This is a genomic window from Mesorhizobium sp. M7A.F.Ca.CA.002.09.1.1 (assembly GCF_003998555.1).
Lineage (GTDB): Bacteria > Pseudomonadota > Alphaproteobacteria > Rhizobiales > Rhizobiaceae > Mesorhizobium > Mesorhizobium ciceri.
The window spans coordinates 1-2,813 of sequence record NZ_RZRR01000754.1 but is presented as its reverse complement, the minus strand read 5'-3'; the positions used below and the strand labels follow the sequence as shown (position 1 = coordinate 2,813).

At 63.0% G+C, this 2,813-nt stretch carries 3 protein-coding genes; all 3 read right to left on the bottom strand.

Translation table 11 applies throughout. From position 1 onward, the window contains the following. Nucleotides 1-1,137: DegT/DnrJ/EryC1/StrS aminotransferase family protein (locus tag EN994_RS25690; protein WP_164746187.1), on the bottom strand; the 1,137-nt coding region annotated here is incomplete at its 3' end. Between the two features lie 247 nt (nucleotides 1,138-1,384). Next, complete coding sequence (locus EN994_RS25685) at nucleotides 1,385-2,308, bottom strand: carbohydrate kinase (RefSeq protein WP_013532707.1); 924 nt, start codon at nucleotides 2,306-2,308, stop codon at nucleotides 1,385-1,387. Then, nucleotides 2,305-2,751 (bottom strand): RbsD/FucU domain-containing protein, encoded by a 447-nt coding sequence (locus EN994_RS25680; RefSeq protein WP_013532706.1) that lies wholly within the window; start codon nucleotides 2,749-2,751, stop codon nucleotides 2,305-2,307. The genes EN994_RS25685 and EN994_RS25680 overlap by 4 nt, the downstream gene beginning before the upstream one ends. Nucleotides 2,752-2,813 lie beyond the last annotated feature (62 nt).

Below are 2,813 nucleotides of genomic sequence, written 5' to 3'. Positions count from 1 at the left end.
GGCCGGTGCCGGCGCCGAATTCGAGCCTATATAGTTGCGGATCGTCTCGATGATGCGGTCCTGGTCGGCTTCGCTGAGATAAGGGTGCATCGGCAGGCACAGGATCCGCTTCGGCAGGTCTTCCGAAACGGCAAGGCCGGTCGGCGTGCGCGGATAATCGCGATAAGCGACCTGGGCATGCAGCGGCTTCACATAGTAGATGACAGACGGAATGCCCTTTTCGCCGAGATGCGCCCTCAGCCCGTCGCGCTTCGGCGTCTCGATGGCGTATTGCGCCCAGGCCGAACGGCTGCCGTCCAGATTGCGGGCGGCGGTAACGACGTCGCCAAGCCCATCGGCATAGCGCTGTGCCACGACCTGCCGGGCGACCATCTCGTCTTCGAGAATGGCCAGCTTCTCGATGAGGATCGCCGCCTGTATCGTGTCGAGCCGCGAATTGATTCCGACGCGGACATTGTCGTACTGCGTCTCGCCCTTGCCATGAAAGGCGAACGAGCGAAGCTGTTCGGCCAGCGCATCGTCATTGGTGAACATCGCGCCGCCGTCGCCGTAGCAGCCAAGCGGTTTTGCCGGATAGAAGCTGGTCGAGCCGACCGCACCGAAGGAGCCGCACATCTTGCCGTCGAGCGAACCGCCCATCGACTGGGCGGCATCCTCGATCACCATCAGGCCTTCGCGGTTGGCGATCGCCATGATCGCCTCGTAATCGGCGGCAAGGCCAAACAGATCGACGGGAATGATTGCCTTCGGCTTCAGCCTTCCTTCCTTCTTGATCATGGCAATGGCCGCTTCGAGGCTGGCAATGTCGATGTTGTAGCTGTGCGGGTCGACATCGACGAACACCGGCGCGGCCTTGGCCAGCGCCACCACTTCGGCGGTGGCGGCGAACGTGAAGCTCGGCACGAACACCGCGTCACCCGGGCCGACGCCGGCTGCAAACAGCGGCAACAGCAGCGCGTCGGTGCCGTTGGCGCAGGCCACGACATGCTTGGTACCGATATAGGCGGCAAGCTTGTTCTCGAATTCGGTGACTTGCGGGCCAAGAATATAGCGGCCCTCGTCAACGACACGGTCGATCGCGGCCTTCAGCCGGTCGCGGATTCGTTCGCGCTGCGCGCCAAGATCGATGAACTGCATGTCGGCCTCAAAATGGGTTAGCCAGATAATCGGCCGCTGGTACCAGAGTTGCGCTTGCCGAGAAAGCCGGGCAGGCGGAGCCCTAAATTGCGGAAGTGTCGCAGTCCGTTACCAGTTTTCCCGGCGAATGTCAGTCAGATGCCGGAAATCCGGGCTTCGTCGGGCGCCATCCCGCCCTTATAGCCTTGGAAAGAGCCCCTGCGAAACATAAAGTGATCGATTGGGCTCAACTTATGTTGAGCGTTGCTCAGGCGATTTCATGTCGCCAGGGTGGATTGGCGCCGGCCCGCGACACGGTCACTGCCGCCGCCTTCGCGCCGAGCGCCAGCGCCTTATGGATGGCGTCTTCCGACAGTCCGGAAATCGCCGCCTTCGTCAGCAGGCCTTGCTCGTGCAGCGAGGCGAGGATGCCGGCGTTGAACGTGTCGCCGGCGCCGACCGTGTCCGCCACCTCGACCCTTTCGGGCATCACCGTGACGGCGTGCTCCTTGCTGTAGCCGATCGCGCCTTCGCCGCCATGGGTGACGACGATCAGCTTCGGGCCGCGGTCCAGCCAGTTGCGGATGACATCCTCATGCGAGCCGGCTTCGCCGAACCAGTTCAGGTCTTCGTCCGACAGTTTCACGATGTCGGCCATCGCCATCATGGTGCGAATGCGCTTGAGGTGCTTGGGCTTGTCCGGGATGAAGTTCGGCCGGATGTTGGGGTCGAGCATCATGACGCGGCTTTCATGCTCGCGCCGCATGAACTCTTCATAGGCACTGCCGGCCGGCTCGGAAATCAGGCTGATGGCGCCGAACAGCATGGCTTCGATCTCGTTGCCGAGCTGCGGCAAATCGTCGATCGTCAGCATGCGTCCGGCGGTGTTCTCGTCATAGAAAGTGTACGTCGCCTGGCCGTTGGTGAGCTTGACGAAGGCCAGCGTGGTTGGCCGTGGCGAGGTGTGTGCATAGGTGGAACTGACCTTGCTCGCCCCAAGCGCATCCCGGAATTGGCCGCCGAACAGATCCGACGACAGGCCGGAAAAGAAGCCGGCCGGCGCGCCGAGCCGGCCAAGTGCGATTGCCGTGTTGAATACGGCGCCGCCGACATAAGGCGCAAAGGCCGGCTCGCCCGCTGTCGTCGTGCGCGGCAGCATGTCGATCAGGGCTTCGCCGCAGCAGAGGATCATGGCTTCTTGGTCTCCGGCGGATAGATCACGCCCTTGCGTATGATGATGTTGGCGTAGAGCCGCGGCTCGCTTGTCGCGACGATGGCATGCGCCGATTTGACCCGTGCATAGAAGTCGGCGCCGGCCAGCGCAACCACCTTGCGGCCTGGCGCCCGTTTGGCGCAGATCGCTTCGATCTCATGATGGACAGGATCGGCAAGCGAGGGATCGCCTCGGACCGAGGCGCGAAACAGCGCCTCCGGCACGGCGTCATCGACAGGCAGGACACTCAATATCGCATCGAGTACCGGGATAAGAGGGTGGCCATCGGCGCGTACCAGTCGGGTTGCCTGCTGTTCCGCCGGATAGTTTCCGTCGACAAGGGCGATTTCGTCGCCATGGCCCATGCCGCGCAGGATCGCCAGAAGCTCCGGACCGAGCAGCGCCGGGATTCCGATCAGCATCAGGCGCTCCTGGAAATCGTCGTCGAGCCGATCAGGAAGCGTTCGGAAAGTGGCAGGCTGGC

Excerpts from the sequence above, each read along its gene's own strand:
- EN994_RS25685 (WP_013532707.1), bottom strand. The coding sequence starts at position 2,308 with ATGATCCTCTGCTGCGGCGAAGCCCTGATCGACATGCTGCCGCGCACG.
- EN994_RS25680 (WP_013532706.1), bottom strand. The coding sequence starts at position 2,751 with ATGCTGATCGGAATCCCGGCGCTGCTCGGTCCGGAGCTTCTGGCGATC.